Source organism: Pelagerythrobacter marensis (assembly GCF_036700095.1).
Taxonomy (GTDB): Bacteria; Pseudomonadota; Alphaproteobacteria; order Sphingomonadales; family Sphingomonadaceae; genus Pelagerythrobacter; species Pelagerythrobacter marensis_A.
The window spans coordinates 1,185,415-1,200,151 of record NZ_CP144918.1; the positions used below are offsets into that span (position 1 = coordinate 1,185,415).

The window sequence follows — 14,737 nt, forward strand, 5'->3', positions numbered from 1 at the left end:
GAAGCAATCGATGGTCCGAACTCGCCGGCATCGCGTCGGCCGGGTCGCTCCGTGGACTGCTGCGCCGCCTTCGGCGGCTTGCAATGACGACTTACCGAATCAGGAGTTTCGCCATGCTCGACACCGCGATGAAGCAGCAGCTTAAGCAGTACCTCGCCAACCTGCGCGAGCCGATCGAGCTTGTCGCCTCGCTCGGCGACGATGCCAAGTCGGACGAGACGCGCACGCTCCTGACCGAGATCGCCGAGCTGCACGAGCACGTTTCGGCGCAGTTCGACGGGACCGACGAGCGTAGGCCCAGCTTCGTCATCCGCCGCGCGTCCGATGCCGAAAAGTGGGTCCGCTTCGCCGGCCTGCCGATGGGCCACGAATTCACTTCGCTGGTGCTCGCGCTGCTGTGGGCCGGCGGCCACCCGCCCAAGGCCGATCCCGAGACCATCGAGGCGATCCAGCGGCTCGAGGGCGATTACAACTTCGAGATGTATTTCTCGCTCAGCTGCCACAACTGCCCCGACGTGGTGCAGGCGCTGACGCTGATGGCGCTCACCAATCCGCGCGTGACCGCCACGCTGATCGAAGGCGGCACGTTCAAGGACGAAGTCGATGCGCGCGACGTGATGGCGGTGCCCGCGACGTTCCTCAATGGCGAGCCGTTCTTCAACGGCAAGATGAGCCTGGAGGACGTGGTGGCGAAGCTCGACACGGGCGCCGACGAGCGCCAGGCGGCCAAGCTGGCCGAGAAGGAGCCGTTCGAGGTGCTCGTCGTCGGCGGCGGCCCGGCGGGGGCCTCGGCGGCGATCTACACCGCGCGCAAGGGCTTCGGCACCGGGATTGCGGCCGAGCGCTTCGGCGGTCAGCTCCACGACACGCTCGGGATCGAGAACCTGACCGGCACGACTTATACCGAAGGGCCCAAGCTCGCCGCGCAGCTCGAAAGCCATGTCGGCGAATACGAGATCGACCTGATGGACCGCCTGCAGGCGGAGAAGCTGATCCCCGCGACCGAGCCTGGCGCGCTGCACGAGGTCGTGTTCGCCAATGGCGCTTCGCTCAAGACGCGCGCGCTGATCCTCGCGACCGGGGCGCGCTGGCGCAATCTCGGCGTGCCGGGCGAGGCGGAATACCGCAACAAGGGCGTCGCCTATTGCCCGCACTGCGACGGCCCGCTGTTCAAGGGCAAGCGCATCGCGGTGATCGGCGGCGGCAACTCGGGCGTCGAGGCGGCGATCGATCTCGCCAAGATCGTCGACCACGTCACCCTGATCGAGTTCGACACACAGCTGCGCGCCGACGAGGTGCTGCAGGCCAAGCTGCGCAGCATGGACAACGTCGAGGTGCTCACCAATGCGCAGACGACCGAGATCACCGGCGACGGCAGCCGTGTGAACGGCCTCGTCTACAAGGACCGCGCGAGCGGCGCGGAGCATCGGGTGGAGCTGGCCGGCGTGTTCGTCCAGATCGGGCTGGTGCCCAACACCGAATGGCTGAAGGACAGCGGCCTTGCGCTCAGCAAGTTCGGCGAGATCGAGATCGACGGCGATGCGGCCACCAACCTGTCCGGCGTGTTCGCCGCGGGCGACTGCACGACGGTGCCCTACAAGCAGATCGTGATCGCCATGGGTGAAGGCTCCAAGGCGGCGCTGAGCGCCTTCGACTACCTGATCCGCAACGAGCCGGTCGAGGTGGCGGAGGCGGCCTGAGGGAACGATATTCCTGAGTCCCAGCGCAGGCTGGGGCCTCGTGCAATCTGGCGCTTCGCCAGCGGCCTGAGGCCCCTGCCTTCGCAGGGGCCCGCGATTATCGCCGCCGCTTCAGCACCAGATAGAGCGCACCCTCGCCCCCGTGGCGGCGGTGCGCTTTTCTGATTGCGGCGATATCCGAACCGTGCGGCCCGGCGGCGAGCCAGTCGAGGATCTTCGCCCGGATAGCGCCGCGGCGGTTGCCGCGGTCGGCGGCGTCGACCGGGCGCGGTTTGCCGGCGATCAGGAGCACCACGCGCGCGCCCATCGCCTTGGCCTGGAATAGCCCGCTCTCCAGCCGTGCATGCGCCGCATCGAGCGTGTGACCGTGCAGATCGAGTGTGAAATCGGGCGCAACGCTGCCCGCCCTGAAGCGCCGCTCCCAATGCGAGTCGAGCCCCGCATCCTCCCCCTTTGGGGGAGGGGGACCGCTCGCATCGCGAGCGGTGGAGGGGGCTGGGCGGGGTCTTGATGGCGCGCTCTGCTTCCCCCCTCCGTCAGCGCTGCGCGCTGCCACCTCCCCCAGAGGGGGAGGGGTTTTTCGGCCTGCCAGTGGCGTCACTGTCGCAGCAAGGCGTTGCCACGCCGCCTTCTCCGCTTCGCTCAGGCCGCGCGGGGCGCTCATCGCCTGTTGAGGCGCGCGACGGTTCCCCTGGGCAGCAGGATCAGCGCCCGGCCGTGCGCGCTCATGCCGCCGGCGATGGTGCGCGCATCCGCGCCCGCGCCCCAGAACGTGTCGAACCGGTTCGGCCCCTTGATCGCGCCGCCGGTGTCCTGCGCCACCCACAGGCCGTTCGCCTCGGGCCGGTCGACCTCCAGCCACACCGGTGCGCCATAGGGCACGAAGGCGGGATCGACGGCGACCGAGCTTTCGCGCCGCACCGGCACGCCGATCGAGCCCAGCGGCCCGTCGCCGGTCAGCTCGCGGAAGAACACCCAGGACTTGTTGAGCTGCATCAGCGCGCGGCCTTCTTCCGGGTTTTCGCGGATATAGGCCATGATGCCCTGCATCGATCCGGGATATTGCCCCGGCCCGTCGCCGATCAGCCCGCGTTCGCGCATGATCCGGCCGATGCCGACATATTCGCGGCCGTTCTGCCCGGCATAGCCGATCCGCATCACGCCCCCGTCGGGCAAGGCAACGCGCCCCGATCCCTGGATCTGAAGGAAGAAGAGTTCGACCGGATCGGCGGCCCAGGCGATTTCGAGCCCGCGCCCGGCCAGCGCGCCGGCCTCGATCTGGGCGCGATCGTAATAGAGCACGAAATTGCCCGCCGCGTCGTAACGGCCCAGCGGGGGGCGACCGGTCCGTTCGCTTTCGGGCACGTCCTTCGGCCAGGCGCGCACGAGATCGGGCGGCAGGCCGTAGACGGGCACCTCGTAACCCGGGCGCCGCGTGCGGCTGCCGCGGATTTCCGGTTCGAAATAGCCGGTGGCGAAAGCCGCGCCATCGCCGACGCGCGCGGTTTCGAAAAAGCGCGCGAAGAATTCGCGGCCCCGGTTATAGGGCCAGGTTCGCGCGGCGTCGCAGGCCGGGCGCCAGTCTTCCGGGTATGTGAGCCCGCTTGCGTCGGGATGGCCGAGGAGCCGCGGACAGCTTTCCAGAAAGGCTGCGAGGGCGGTGCCGGCGTCGCTTTCCGCGATCGGGAGCGCGGCGATGTCCGGTCCTGCCGCCACGCCGGCGAAGGCGGCGCTCGCCACGCCGCTCGGCGGCACGACGCCCGGCCCCGCCGGGCGCGGAGCCTCGCCGCGCGGAACGATGGTGCAGCTTGTCAGCAGGGCCGCCAGCGCGGCCAGAAATCCCCAGCGGCGCATGCCCGTTCCCCCTCAGCGGCGTGTCAGCCCTCGTCGGTTTCGTCGAGCAGCCAGTTGGGATCGGACGAATCGACATTCCGGCTGAACGTCCAGACATCGCGGCTTTCGATCGCATCGTCGAGCGAGCCGGCGACGACGTTGCCGTCCCTGTCGCGCGTCACCGCGGCGATATCGGCGACGAAACGGACGGCAATACGCGCCCGGCGTCCTTCGAGATGGGCGCTGTGGACCGTCGTATCCTCGATCCGGATAAGGCGGTTGTCGAGCGTTTCGCCCGCTTCCTCGCGCGCGGCGATCGCGGCGTCGAAGCCGGCATAGACATCGTCGTCGCACAGTTCCCTCAACGTTTCGCGGTCGCCCTTCCAGAAAGCTTCCAGGATCATCGCATAGGCGCCCTTGGCGCCTTCGAGGAAGGCGATCAGGTCGAACGAGCGATCGGCCGCGGCAATTTCCTGCACGCCGCGATCCACCGCGGGCACGGCGCCGCCCGTGCGCGGTGCCGGAATGGCCTGCCGGCGTATGGGGATGGCCGCGGTTTCGGTATCCTGCTTGCCCTTGTCGAATCGGGTGGGAATCGGTTCTTCCTCGTGCTCGGCACGGCGGCCGAGAACCGAATAGAGCCGCATGCCCAGGAAGGCCGCGATCATGGCGAGGATGACGATTTCGTAGATCACTAATTGCTGTCCGTTTGCCTGACGGGGCGGCAAGGCGCCGCGCCCGATCCAATCGTGCCCTAGATAGTGTCAAAATACAAATGAACAACGCGTGATGCCCCCGCTCCGCCCGCCCGGCGTGCGCGCCATGCGCGAGTTGCGGGCACCGGCCCGGGGTGCTAGGCGCGCCCCCGGACCCGCCCGAGTGCGGGGGCAGTATCCATTTTCGACGAAAGCGTATCCATCATGGCCGACGAAGGCGACGTGCTTACCGACCTCGATCTCGATCCCGCACCCAACGGCGCGGACAACCAGCCCGCCGCGGGGATCATCACCCAGTATGTGAAGGACATGTCGGTCGAAGTGCCGAACGCGCCGGCGTCGTTCCAGTGGAAGGACGCGCCGCAGGTGGACGTGCAGTTCAATATCGCCGCTCGCCAGATCGAGGGCGAGGTGCACGAGGTCGAACTGAAGATCAACGCGACTGCCAAGGCGGAACAGGGCAATGTCTTCCTGGTCGAGGTCGCCTATTGCGGCCTGGTCGGCATGCGCAACCTGCCCGAGGATCAGGCCCACGCGTTCCTCTATGCAGAGGCGCCGCGCCTGCTTTTCCCCTTTGCCCGCCGGATCCTGGCCGATGCCAGCCGCGACGCGGGGCAGCAGCCGCTGGTGATCGACCCGATCGACTTCAACGGCCTCTATCTCCAGCGGCTCCAGGCCAAGAAGGCGGAAGAAGCGGCCGCCGCCGGTCAGCCAGCCGGCGAAGCCTGAGCCGGCGGCCACGGCCGGTGCCCGGGCGGACCGCGGCATGAGCCTGCTCAAAAACGTCGGGACGATCGGCGGGCTGACGATGGTCAGCCGGCTGTTCGGCTTCGTGCGCGACATGCTGCTCGCGCGCGCGCTCGGCGCGGGCGGGGTGGCCGATGCCTGGCAGCTTGCCTTCCAGCTGCCCAACATCTTCCGCCGCCTGTTCGCCGAAGGCGCCTTCGCCAGCGCCTTCGTGCCGCTGTTCAACCGGCGCATGGCCGGCACCGACGATCTTTCGCAAGCGCGTCGGTTCGCCGAGGAAGTGCTTGCCTTCCTGATTCCGGTGCTGATCGTGTTCGGCGCGCTGGCGCTGATCGCGATGCCGTGGATCGCCGGCCTGTTCGCGAACGAAGGGATCGAAAGCGACCCCGAGCTGTTCGATCTCGCCGTGCTGATGGCGCGGATCGCGTTTCCCTATCTCGCCTTCATGAGCCTGGCGACGCTGTTCGCCGCGATCCTCAACTCGCTCTCGCGCTTTGCCGCCGCCGCCGCGGCGCCGATCCTGCTCAATATCTGCCTGATCGCCGCCCTGGCGACCGGCATGACCATGGGCGAGGGGGTCGAGGCGCGGCGCGCGACGGGCGAGCTGCTGGCGATCGCGGTGACGGCATCGGGCGTGCTCCAGCTCGTCTGGCTCTGGGCCTGGGCCCGGCGCTCGGGCTTTCGGATGCGGCTGCGGCGCCCGCGCGTGACGAAGGGGGTGAAGGAACTGGGCATCCTGATCCTGCCCGCGGTGTTCGGCGCGGGGGTGTACCAGATCAGCCGCTTCATCGACCTGTTCTTCCTCGCGACCCTGCCCGACGGCGCCTATACCTTCCTCGCGATGGGGGACCGGCTGAACCAGCTTCCGCTGGGCATTATCGGGATCGCGCTCGGCACCGCGATCTTGCCGGCGCTGTCGCGCCATATCGCCAGCGACGATCACGACGCGGCCCAGCGGCTGCAGTCGAACGCGATCGAGCTGGCCATGCTGCTCACCGTGCCGGCGGCCGTCGCGCTGTTCGTGACCGGCAGCGCCTTCACCCGCGCGTTCTACACCGGCGGGGCGTTCACCCTGTCCGATGCCATGGCGACGGGCGCGGTCACATCGGCGCTGGTCGTGGGCCTGCCGGCTTACGTGCTGATCAAAGTGCTGGTCCCCAACTATTTCGCGCGCAAGGATACGCGCACCCCGGTCTATACTGCGGCTGCCGCGCTGGTGCTCAACGTCGCGCTCAATTTCCTGCTCGTGCCGCGCCTGGGCGTGGTCGGGCTGGCGCTGGCCGGATCGATCGGGGCCTGGACCAATGTCGCGCTGCTTTATTTCCTGCTCGCGCGCAGCGACCGTTTCCGCCTGACGGCGCGCGTCGCCGGGCGAATCGCGCGGATCGTTCTGGCCGCGCTGCTGATGGGCGCCGCGCTGTGGTATGCCATGCCCTATGGCGCGGGCTATTATGCCGGGAGCGTGCTGGAACGGGTCGCGGCGATCGCCGCGCTGGTGGCGGTCGGGGCGGCGATCTATTTCGCCCTGGCGGCGGCGCTGGGCGTGCTCGACCGCGCGACGGTGCGGCGGCTGATGCGCCGCGAGGGTTGACATCGCGCGGCCGGGGCCGGAAGCGCCGGTTCCGTTCAACCCAACGGGGGCGCGGCCCCCAGCGACAGGATCGTCATGCGCATCGTTTCCGGCATCCAGCCCACCGGCAATCTCCACCTCGGCAATTACCTGGGGGCGATCCGCAACTGGGTGCGCATGCAGGACGCGCTGGAAGAAGGGGACGAATGCCTGTTCTTCCTGGCGGACCTGCACGCGATTTCCATGCCGCACGATCCGGCCGCGCTGCATCGTGCGACGCTGGAAATGGTGGCGGCGCTGGTCGCCTGCGGGATCGATCCCGACCGCTCGGTCCTGTTCAACCAGGCGCAGGTTCCGGCCCATGCGGAGCTGCAATGGCTGCTGAACGGCACCGCGCGGATGGGCTGGCTGAACCGCATGACGCAGTTCAAGGACAAGAGCGGCAAGAACCGCGAAGGCGCCAGCGTCGCGCTGTTCACTTATCCCGTGCTCCAGGCCGCCGACGTGCTGCTGTATCAGACGACCCATGTGCCCGTGGGCGAAGACCAGAAACAGCACCTGGAGCTGGCGCGCGACGTGGCGCAGAAGTTCAACAACGACTTCGCCGCCGAAGGCGCGCCGGTGTTCACCCTGCCCGAACCGATCACCCCGCCCGAGGCGGCGCGGATCATGAGCCTGCGCGACGGCAGCGCGAAGATGAGCAAGTCCGACCCGTCGGACATGGCGCGCATCAACCTGACCGACGACAGCGATACGATCGTGAAGAAGGTCAAGAAGGCGAAAACCGACCCGGAGCCTCTGCCCGCCGAGGCCGGCGGCCTGGTGGGCCGGGCAGAGGCGCTGAACCTGGTCTCGATCTACGCCGCGCTGTCGGGCGAGACGGTCGATGCAGTGCTCGCGCGGTTCGGGGGGCAGGGCTTCGGCGTGTTCAAGCCCGCGCTGGCGGAGCTGATGGTCGAAACGATCGCGCCCATTACCGCGCGGTTCCGTACCCTGCGCGAAGACCGCGAAGCGCTCGACGCGATTCTGGCCAAAGGCGCGGCGCGGGCGCGTGAACGGGCCGTGCCCACGCTCGATGCGGCCTATGCCGCGCTGGGGCTGGTGCGTGGATAGCCAGTGCGGCAGGTCCCAGCCTGCGGTGCACCTGCGCACAAACGGTTGGTAAACAAACGTTTCGCGCAGCGGGCATTCAATTCCCGTTCAGCCCGCCTGCTTTACAGCACGGCCCATCGATGACAGCGTGCAACCGGTGTGAGGGACGGCCGCGCTATGCGTTTCTGTTTCCAAAGGGGAAAACACGATGAACACCCGCAACCAGAGCTGGGGTCGCGCCGTCAAGCTTGCCGCCATAACGGTGCTGCTCGCCGGTCTGGCCGCCTGCGCCACGCCGTTCAAGGCCGACGTTTCGCGCTTCCAGTCGCAGCTTCCGGCGCCGCAGGGGCAGACTTTCGCGGTCGTGGCTGAGGACCCGGCGCTCGCCGGCGGTCTCGAATTCGCTCACTATGCCGATCTCGTCGCCGCGGAGATGACGCGGCTCGGCTATACCCGGGCTTCGCCCGACGATGCGACTCTGCTGGTCCGGTTCGACTACGGCGTCGACAACGGGCGCGAGCGGGTTCGCTCGACTCCCGGCTATCGCGATCCGTTCTACGATCCGTGGTACGGCTTCTCGCGCCGGCCCGTCTATGTCCGCACGCCGGATGGCTATCGCGTGGCCTATGTCCCCTCGCGGCCGTGGGGTTACGGGTTCTACGATCCGTGGTTCGGCGGGCCGGACATTCGCAGCTATACCGTCTATACCAGCGGGATCGACCTGAAGATCGACCGCGCCGCCGATGGCGAACGCCTGTTCGAAGGGAAGGCGGAAGCGGTCTCGACGTCCAACCGGTTGCAGTATCTCGTGCCCAACCTGGTCGAAGCCATGTTCACCGATTTCCCCGGCAATTCGGGCGAGACGGTGCGCATTTCGATCAAGCCGGAAGGCGAGAAAACGGTGCGCCCGATCGACTGATCGGGCGAACGCCCACCGATCGCCGAAAGGCGGGCCTGTGCGAGCGGGCCCGCCAATTTTTTGGCGATTATGCCCTTTGCAAATCCGGCCAGGTCGTGTGGAGGAGGCCCACGAGAAGGGAACGGAACGCCTCTTGGTCTGCCGTATGGCCGAATTTGCCAACGGTATAATCGCCTTTTTTAGCGCCGCGCGCCTCTTGTCGCTGTCTTCACCAGCGCGCATCTAACGTTGCGTTGCCATGACGCTGTCGCCCGCTCTCATCCGTTTCCGCTTCGTCGCCGCCGTGCTGCTGGCGGTTGCGTGCCTGCAGGCCGTGCCGACGAAAGCGGTCGCGTTCGAGCGGCGGCACGGATCGGCATTCGACATCGCGGCGGTCGAAGTGTCGACCGCGCCCTTCCAGTGCAAGGCCGAGCAGGGTCAGGTCCAGCGGATCGAGCCGCCCGTGGCGATGGCGCCCGTGCGGTCCGCGTCCGCACACGCTGCCGCGCGCACCAGCCGGTTCCTGCGTTTCGGCCGGCCCCCGCAGACCGGGCCGCCGCGTGCGCGAGACGTCGCCAGCCTCACGCACGCAGCCCGGGGGCCGCCTCTCGCCTGAATTGCCCACCGCTCCGGCCGATGCCGGCGGCGAAACGATGGACCAATTCAGGTGATACGATGCAACAGACACAGGACCGGGCCGTCTCGCCCGAAGAGCGACGGCTGGCGATCGAAGCCAGCGTCGCGCGCTACCCTGCCCTCGACGAGGCGGAACTGAAGGACGTGCTCCACTGGTTCCGCAAGGAAGCAACCGCTTACGAGGCGGCGATGTTCGCCAGCAACGAAGCGCTCGCCGAACCCTATCGGCGACTGCGCGACGAGCATCTCGACCGCCTCAGCCCGCGCGAGAAGGCGGCGGTGTGGATTGTCGGCGCACTTCTGCTCTCGGGCATCGCGGCGCTCTACATCATGTTGTGACCGCGTGCGGGGCGGGCCTTTTCGCAGGGCCCGCCCCGCTTCGCCAATCAGACGAGCGCGGCGTGCCCTCCGGTCGAGCCGAATCCCCCCGCACCGCGCACGGTTTCGTCGAGGTCGTCGACTTCGTCCCACGCCGCCCGCGTCACGGGCGCGAGCACGAGCTGCGCCACGCGGTCGCCGCGGGCGATCGCGAAAGGCTCGTCGCCGTGATTGATCAGAATGACCTTCAGCTCGCCGCGATAGTCGGAATCGATCGTCCCCGGCGCGTTGGGGGCCGAGATGCCGTGTTTCAGCGCCAGCCCCGATCGGGGGCGGACCTGAATCTCGTATCCGGCGGGGATGGCGAGGGCGAGGCCGGTCGCGACCGCGTGGCGCGCGCCGGGCGCCAGAGTCACGTCCTCCGCCGAAACGACATCCATTCCCGCGGCCCCTTGCGTAGCATAGCGCGGCAGCTCCAGCCCCTGGCCGTGGGGAAGGCGTTTGATTTGTACGGGAATGGCATCGTTCATTCGGTTTCGTCCGTCTCCAGGTATGCGGCGATCCGCGCCACCAGGGCGCGCGCCAGTTCCGTCTTCGGCATGCGCTCCAGCGTTTCGACACCGTCGGCGGTGACGATATGCGCCCGGTTGTGGTCGCTGCCCATCACGCTGTCCTTGGGCGCGCCCGAAACGTCGTTCGCGACGATCCAGTCGGCGCCCTTGCGCGCGCGCTTCGCCTTCGCGTTGTCGATCACGTTTTCGGTTTCGGCGGCAAAGCCGATCAGCAGGCCCGGCCGCGCGTCGTTCGCGGCGAGGCCGGCGAGAATGTCGGGATTTTCCGCCAGCACCAGTTCGGGCAGGCCGGACCGGGCCTTCTTCATCTTCTGCCCGGCGATATCGCGCGTGCGCCAGTCGGCCACGGCGGCGACCATCACCGCTACGTCCGCCGGCAGCGCGGCCTCGACCGCCTCGGCCATTTCGCGAGCGGACTCGACGTCGATCCGGTCGACGCCATGCGGCGTTTCCAGCGCGACCGGGCCGGCCACCAGCGTCACGCGCGCGCCGGCGGCGGCGGCGGCCGCGGCGATGGCGAAGCCCTGCTTCCCGCTCGACCGGTTGGCGATATAGCGAACCGGATCGATCGGTTCGTGCGTCGGCCCCGCGGTCACAAGCACATGGCGGCCATAGAGCGGGCGATGATCGGGGGCGGCATCGAAATCGGGCTGCCCCGAAAGCAGGTCCGGGCCGTCGCCAGCCTCGAGGCGTGCCACGATGGCGGCCCAGATCGCTTCCGGTTCGGGAAGGCGGCCGGGGCCGTATTCGCCGCAGGCCATCGGCCCTTCGTCGGGCTCGAGCACATCGACCCCGCTTTCGCGCAGCCAGGCGACGTTGCGCCGCGTTGCCGGGTGCTGCCACATGCGCACGTTCATCGCGGGCACGGCCATCACCGGCTTGTCCGTCGCGAGGATCAGCGTGGTCGCGAGATCGTCGGCGATCCCGGCCGCCATTTTGGCCAGCAGGTCCGCGCTTGCCGGGCAGACCACGACCAGATCGGCCTCGCGGCTGAGCTGGATGTGGCCCATCTCGGCCTCGTTCCTGAGATCCCACAGCGTGGTATAGACCGGGTTCTCCGACAGCGCGGCGAGCGTCATCGGCGTCACGAACTGCTGCCCGCCTTCGGTCACCACGCATGTCACCGATCCGCCGCCCTTGCGGATCAGGCGCACCAGTTCGCAGGCCTTGTAAGCGGCAATGCCCCCGCCGACGACGAGCAATATCCGCGGTGCCTTGGCCCCATTGTCACCGGTCATCGCAGATCGTCCTTCTTCTCACCGCGCGAACCTAGCCGCGCCGCCTGCCGCGTGCCACCCCCGTGCGGCGCGCGGCGACGAATTGTCTGGTGGTTTATGGGCGCGAACCTGTAAACACCCCGGCAAGACATATGGAGGAGGGGACATGCGGATCTTGCTGACGGCGCTCATTTTCGTGGGCGGACTGTTCTATCTGGTCACCGGGCTGGGCTTCCTGGTCGACCCGGTCAATTCGGGCGCGACATTCGGCCTCGGCGCTTCCGGCCCCGATGGCCTTGCGACGATGCGCGCGGACATGACGGCTTTCTTCCTCGTCGCCGGGGCCTGCATGCTGTTCGGGGCATGGCGGCGCAACGGCGACGTGCTGCTGGTGCCGGCGGCGCTGTTCGGCATCGCGCTGCTGGGCAGGGTCGTCAGCGTCGCGGCCGACGGGACGGAGCCGGGGTTCTGGCTGCCGATGGCGGCGGAGGCGATCACGGTGATCGTGCTGCTGGTGGCGAGCCGCATCCTGCCGCATCCGGCGACCTGAGCCGCGTTCAGGCGAAGATATCGGTGTCGACCGCGTTCATTGCAGAGATTTTGTGGTCGACCATCCGGCGGCACATGAGCGCGCCCAGCAGGCCCAACGTTGCCACGAACGCGATGGCGACCAGAAGCGTTGCGGCACTTTCGTAGATGGATAGGCCGAACGGGGTTCCCATAATGCCACCCACGCCGGTACCGGCGGCGGCCCATGCTTTCCACCGGGCCCAACGCGAATCGCTGGCGGCCAGGCGAACCATCGGGGTTCCTGCGATCAGCGCCGCCGGCGTGGCGACGATCAGCCCGAATGCCGCACCCATGACTAGAACGACCATCAGAATCCCGCCGCCCGTTCCGCTGTCACCTGTGGCGAGGGCTATGACGATCAGAACAAGTCCGCCGACGACGCCCAGCGCCGGCCCGGTCAGCAGCGCGGGGCCGAGCATCGCGCGGAAGGCCTGGCCCCAGCCCATCGCGGCTCAGCCGATCCAGCCGAGCATTGTCGCGCCCCAGACCGCACCGCCGCCGGCGAGCGCGGCCAGCAGGTAGCCGGGCCAGCCGCCGCGCTTGCGCGCGCGCCGCTGCCACATCAGCTCGATCGGCGGCAGCGGCGGCAGTTCGGGCGCGCCGCCGCGGGCGGGATAGCGCTCCTCTATCCGCCGCACGAGATCGGGGATGCGCAGCAGGGTCGCGGTATCTTCGCGAATCCGGTCGGCCAGCGCCGCTTCCGGTCCCAGCTCGTCGCGGATCCAGCTTTTCACGAAGGGTGCCGAAACGTCCCACATGTTGATCTGGGGATCGAGCTGGGTCGCGATCCCTTCGACCATGACCATCGTTTTCTGCAGCAACAGCAGGTGCGGCTGGGTCTGCATGTCGAAATCGCGGGTGATGGCGAACAGCCCGTCGAGCATCTGGCCGACCGAAAGCTCGCTCACCGGCTTGCCGCGCATCGGCTCGCCCACGGCGCGCAGCGCGGTCGCGAACTCGTCGACCGAGTGATAGCTCGGCACATATTGCGCCTCGAAATGGATTTCGGCGACGCGCCGGTAATCGCCGGTCGTCAGGCCATAGAGGATCTCGGCCAGCCATTGCCGCGCGCGCCGGTCGATCCGGCCCATGATCCCGAAATCGATCGCCACGATCGTGCCGTCGGCCTGCACGAACAGGTTCCCCTGGTGCATGTCGGCGTGGAAGAACCCGGCGCTGATCGCCTGGCGCAGGAACGCGAGCACCAGCCGGCGGGCAATGTCGGGCAGATCGTGACCTGCCGCGATCAGGGCGTCGCGGTCGGAAATCTTGATCCCGTCGACCCACTCGACGGTCATCACCCGGCCATTGGTCCGGTCCCAGTCGACCGACGGGATGCAGTAGCGTTCGACGCCGTGCATCGCATCGGCCAGCTCGCTTGCCGAGGCGGCTTCGCGCCGCAAGTCCAGCTCGCGGTTGGTCCAGCGCTTGAAATTGGCGATCGTCAGCCGCGGGCGCAGCCGGGCCGCTTCGCCGCCCAGCGCCTCCAGATGCGCGGCGGCCCATTCGTACGTCTGGATGTCGCGCGCGAAACGCTCCCGTATGCCCGGCCGTAGCACTTTGACGGCGACCTGGCGCCCGTCGGCGGTCACCGCGCGGTGTACCTGTGCGATGGAGGCGGCGCCGACCGGGACCGGGTCGATTTCTGCAAACAGCGTGTCGACCGGCTGGCCGAAGCTCGCCGAAATCGCCCGCTCGATCTCGGGATAGGGCACCGGCGGCAGGTTGTCCTGCAGCGAGAGGAGGTTGTGCGCCGCCTCTTCCCCCACCAGGTCGGGCCGGGTGGCGAGCGACTGGCCCAGCTTGATCGCGGCCGGCCCGATTTCCTGGAAAGCGCCGGCATAGTCGGGCTGGCGCGGCTGGAACGTGCCGAAACGGGCCACGCGCGCCAGGCGCTTGACCGGGCCGGGGGTGTTGGGATCGTTCTCGATCCCGCGCAGCGCCCCGTGCCGGGCGAGCGTGCGGCCCCATTTCAGCAGCCGGAATATATGGGTCGCCGGCTTGGTCATGCGCTCTCCCCTCCCGCTTGCGGGAGGGGCCGGAGGTGGGCCTTGCGGCCCATGCCCACCCCTAACCCCTCCCGCAAGCGGGAGGGGGATTGCAGGGCGACGCTCATACCTTCCATCCCGAATGGATCGCGACCAGCCCGCCCATGATCGGTTCGACGCGCGTATTGGCGAACCCGGCGGCGCGGATCATCGCCTCGAACTCGGGCATCGGGGGGAAGCGGCGGATCGATTCGACCAGGTAGCGATAGCTGTCCTCGTCGCCCGCGATCGCCTTGCCGATCTGCGGCACGAGCTTGTGCGAATAGAGGTCGTAGGCTTCCTTGAAGCCGGGCCATTCGGTGGTCGAGAATTCCAGGCAGAAGAAGCGCCCGCCGTATTTGAGCACGCGGTGCGCCTCGGCCAGGGCCTTGTCGATCCGGGTCACGTTGCGGATGCCGAAAGCGATCGTATAGGCATCGAACATGCCGCGCGGATAGCCCAGCTCCTCCGCATTCTGGCACGACCATGCAAGGCCCGTCAGGCCGCGGTCGATCGCCCGTTCGATGCCGACGTCGAGCATGTCCCGGTTGATGTCGGCCACCGTCACTTCGGCGCCGCGTTCGGCCAGGCGGAAGGCGATGTCGCCGGTGCCGCCGGCCATGTCGAGGATCGCCTCGCCCGGCTGCGGCTTGACCCGGCGCACGAAGCGGTCCTTCCACAATCGGTGCATCCCGCCCGACATGGCATCGTTCATCACGTCGTATTTCGCCGCCACGCGGGAAAAGACCGCGCCCACGCGGGCGGTCTTTTCCTCGGGGGGCACGTCTTCGTAGCCGAAGGAAACCCGCTCGCCATCCAGTTCGCTCATGGCCCCGGCCTT

16 protein-coding genes are annotated in these 14,737 nt (G+C 68.3%); 8 read left to right on the top strand and 8 right to left on the bottom strand.

What is annotated here, in order from left to right:
* Window positions 1-113: 113 nt before the first annotated feature.
* Window positions 114-1,700, top strand: coding sequence for an alkyl hydroperoxide reductase subunit F (gene ahpF, locus V5F89_RS05475; protein ID WP_338447525.1), 1,587 nt, complete (start codon window positions 114-116; stop codon window positions 1,698-1,700).
* Between the two features lie 97 nt (window positions 1,701-1,797).
* On the opposite strand, the gene V5F89_RS05480 is transcribed toward ahpF, so the two are convergent.
* From V5F89_RS05480 to V5F89_RS05490, 3 genes are read right to left on the bottom strand one after another with little or no spacing between them, the layout of a single operon-like run.
* Complete coding sequence (locus V5F89_RS05480) at window positions 1,798-2,364, bottom strand: Smr/MutS family protein (RefSeq protein WP_338447234.1); 567 nt, start codon at window positions 2,362-2,364, stop codon at window positions 1,798-1,800.
* Window positions 2,361-3,554: a murein transglycosylase A gene (locus V5F89_RS05485; protein WP_338447235.1), complete on the bottom strand. Its 1,194-nt coding sequence runs from the start codon at window positions 3,552-3,554 to the stop codon at window positions 2,361-2,363. The genes V5F89_RS05480 and V5F89_RS05485 overlap by 4 nt, the downstream gene beginning before the upstream one ends.
* Before the next feature lie 23 nt (window positions 3,555-3,577).
* Window positions 3,578-4,228 (bottom strand): Tim44/TimA family putative adaptor protein, encoded by a 651-nt coding sequence (locus tag V5F89_RS05490; RefSeq protein ID WP_338447236.1) that lies wholly within the window; start codon window positions 4,226-4,228, stop codon window positions 3,578-3,580.
* A 225-nt stretch (window positions 4,229-4,453) separates the two neighbouring features.
* Here V5F89_RS05490 and secB point away from each other — a divergent pair, with 225 nt between their 5' ends.
* From secB to V5F89_RS05520, 6 genes are all read left to right on the top strand, one after another.
* Window positions 4,454-4,978 (top strand): protein-export chaperone SecB, encoded by a 525-nt coding sequence (gene secB / locus V5F89_RS05495; RefSeq protein WP_338447237.1) that lies wholly within the window; start codon window positions 4,454-4,456, stop codon window positions 4,976-4,978.
* A 37-nt stretch (window positions 4,979-5,015) separates the two neighbouring features.
* Entirely contained in the window at window positions 5,016-6,587 is a 1,572-nt protein-coding gene (gene murJ / locus V5F89_RS05500; RefSeq protein WP_338447238.1) for a murein biosynthesis integral membrane protein MurJ, read from the top strand.
* 75 nt (window positions 6,588-6,662) lie between these two features.
* The gene (gene trpS / locus V5F89_RS05505; RefSeq protein ID WP_338447239.1) at window positions 6,663-7,679 is read left to right on the top strand and encodes a tryptophan--tRNA ligase; all 1,017 of its coding nucleotides are present in this window, start codon (window positions 6,663-6,665) and stop codon (window positions 7,677-7,679) included.
* Window positions 7,680-7,866: 187 nt separating this feature from the next.
* Complete coding sequence (locus V5F89_RS05510) at window positions 7,867-8,577, top strand: DUF4136 domain-containing protein (protein WP_338447240.1); 711 nt, start codon at window positions 7,867-7,869, stop codon at window positions 8,575-8,577.
* A 238-nt stretch (window positions 8,578-8,815) separates the two neighbouring features.
* A complete protein-coding gene (locus V5F89_RS05515) occupies window positions 8,816-9,172 on the top strand; it encodes a hypothetical protein (RefSeq protein WP_338447241.1) in 357 nt (118 codons plus the stop codon).
* A gap of 59 nt (window positions 9,173-9,231) precedes the next feature.
* Window positions 9,232-9,531, top strand: a complete 300-nt coding sequence (locus V5F89_RS05520) for a hypothetical protein (RefSeq protein WP_338447242.1) — start codon at window positions 9,232-9,234, stop codon at window positions 9,529-9,531.
* Between the two features lie 47 nt (window positions 9,532-9,578).
* On the opposite strand, the gene dut is transcribed toward V5F89_RS05520, so the two are convergent.
* Together dut and coaBC are read right to left on the bottom strand one after the other, a co-directional pair.
* Window positions 9,579-10,040, bottom strand: a complete 462-nt coding sequence (gene dut / locus V5F89_RS05525; protein WP_338447243.1) for a dUTP diphosphatase — start codon at window positions 10,038-10,040, stop codon at window positions 9,579-9,581.
* Complete coding sequence (gene coaBC / locus V5F89_RS05530) at window positions 10,037-11,320, bottom strand: bifunctional phosphopantothenoylcysteine decarboxylase/phosphopantothenate--cysteine ligase CoaBC (RefSeq protein ID WP_338447244.1); 1,284 nt, start codon at window positions 11,318-11,320, stop codon at window positions 10,037-10,039. The genes dut and coaBC overlap by 4 nt, the downstream gene beginning before the upstream one ends.
* 145 nt (window positions 11,321-11,465) lie before the next feature.
* Between coaBC and V5F89_RS05535 the strand changes: the two genes are divergently transcribed.
* Window positions 11,466-11,849 (top strand): DUF4345 family protein, encoded by a 384-nt coding sequence (locus V5F89_RS05535; protein ID WP_338447245.1) that lies wholly within the window; start codon window positions 11,466-11,468, stop codon window positions 11,847-11,849.
* 7 nt (window positions 11,850-11,856) lie between these two features.
* Here V5F89_RS05535 and V5F89_RS05540 read toward each other — a convergent pair whose 3' ends face one another.
* The 3 genes from V5F89_RS05540 to V5F89_RS05550 all read right to left on the bottom strand — a co-directional run bounded on the left by V5F89_RS05540 (window position 11,857) and on the right by V5F89_RS05550 (window position 14,725).
* A complete protein-coding gene (locus V5F89_RS05540) occupies window positions 11,857-12,315 on the bottom strand; it encodes a hypothetical protein (protein WP_338447246.1) in 459 nt (152 codons plus the stop codon).
* Between the two features lie 6 nt (window positions 12,316-12,321).
* Window positions 12,322-13,878, bottom strand: a complete 1,557-nt coding sequence (ubiB, locus tag V5F89_RS05545; RefSeq protein WP_338447247.1) for a 2-polyprenylphenol 6-hydroxylase — start codon at window positions 13,876-13,878, stop codon at window positions 12,322-12,324.
* 103 nt (window positions 13,879-13,981) lie between these two features.
* Window positions 13,982-14,725: a class I SAM-dependent methyltransferase gene (locus tag V5F89_RS05550; RefSeq protein WP_338447248.1), complete on the bottom strand. Its 744-nt coding sequence runs from the start codon at window positions 14,723-14,725 to the stop codon at window positions 13,982-13,984.
* Between the last annotated feature and the right edge of the window lie 12 nt (window positions 14,726-14,737).

Bases quoted from the DNA above. Each gene is read 5' to 3' on its own strand.
- coaBC (WP_338447244.1), bottom strand. From the start codon at position 11,320: ATGACCGGTGACAATGGGGCCAAGGCACCGCGGATATTGCTCGTCGTC.
- V5F89_RS05540 (WP_338447246.1), bottom strand. From the start codon at position 12,315: ATGGGCTGGGGCCAGGCCTTCCGCGCGATGCTCGGCCCCGCGCTGCTG.
- V5F89_RS05515 (WP_338447241.1), top strand. From the start codon at position 8,816: ATGACGCTGTCGCCCGCTCTCATCCGTTTCCGCTTCGTCGCCGCCGTG.
- murJ (WP_338447238.1), top strand. From the start codon at position 5,016: ATGAGCCTGCTCAAAAACGTCGGGACGATCGGCGGGCTGACGATGGTC.
- trpS (WP_338447239.1), top strand. From the start codon at position 6,663: ATGCGCATCGTTTCCGGCATCCAGCCCACCGGCAATCTCCACCTCGGC.
- V5F89_RS05535 (WP_338447245.1), top strand. From the start codon at position 11,466: ATGCGGATCTTGCTGACGGCGCTCATTTTCGTGGGCGGACTGTTCTAT.
- ahpF (WP_338447525.1), top strand. From the start codon at position 114: ATGCTCGACACCGCGATGAAGCAGCAGCTTAAGCAGTACCTCGCCAAC.
- V5F89_RS05480 (WP_338447234.1), bottom strand. From the start codon at position 2,364: ATGAGCGCCCCGCGCGGCCTGAGCGAAGCGGAGAAGGCGGCGTGGCAA.
- V5F89_RS05510 (WP_338447240.1), top strand. From the start codon at position 7,867: ATGAACACCCGCAACCAGAGCTGGGGTCGCGCCGTCAAGCTTGCCGCC.
- dut (WP_338447243.1), bottom strand. From the start codon at position 10,040: ATGAACGATGCCATTCCCGTACAAATCAAACGCCTTCCCCACGGCCAG.
- V5F89_RS05550 (WP_338447248.1), bottom strand. From the start codon at position 14,725: ATGAGCGAACTGGATGGCGAGCGGGTTTCCTTCGGCTACGAAGACGTG.
- ubiB (WP_338447247.1), bottom strand. From the start codon at position 13,878: ATGACCAAGCCGGCGACCCATATATTCCGGCTGCTGAAATGGGGCCGC.
- secB (WP_338447237.1), top strand. From the start codon at position 4,454: ATGGCCGACGAAGGCGACGTGCTTACCGACCTCGATCTCGATCCCGCA.
- V5F89_RS05520 (WP_338447242.1), top strand. From the start codon at position 9,232: ATGCAACAGACACAGGACCGGGCCGTCTCGCCCGAAGAGCGACGGCTG.
- V5F89_RS05485 (WP_338447235.1), bottom strand. From the start codon at position 3,554: ATGCGCCGCTGGGGATTTCTGGCCGCGCTGGCGGCCCTGCTGACAAGC.